Here is a 215-nt window from a genome sequence, read left to right as displayed (position 1 = left end):
ATGACACCGATTGTTGGACTGGGATTCGGTTTAGCTATTTTTGATACGCGTTTAATCAAGCAATCTCTAGAGGTTTTATTGACTCAAGTGTTGGTCAGTTTGCTTGTCTCGACTCTGTATTTCTGGATTTCTCCCTTGTCTTATGCAAGTAGCGAGTTGATCGCACGAACCTCTCCAACCATTTGGGATGTTCTCATTGCTATTGCTGGTGGGAT

The 215-nt window shown here is 42.8% G+C and carries 1 protein-coding gene; it reads left to right on the top strand.

Annotated features, from left to right (window positions below; all coding sequences use genetic code 11):
* Positions 1 to 215, top strand: a 215-nt coding sequence (locus HMPREF2686_RS08360) for a DUF389 domain-containing protein (protein ID WP_148130211.1), incomplete at both ends; no start/stop codon positions are given.

The sequence above is a fragment of the Streptococcus sp. HMSC057G03 genome (assembly GCF_001808745.1).
Taxonomy (GTDB): Bacteria; Bacillota; Bacilli; order Lactobacillales; family Streptococcaceae; genus Streptococcus; species Streptococcus parasanguinis_Z.
Note: the sequence above shows the minus strand (reverse complement) of the source record. Positions and strands in the feature narration are given on the sequence as shown.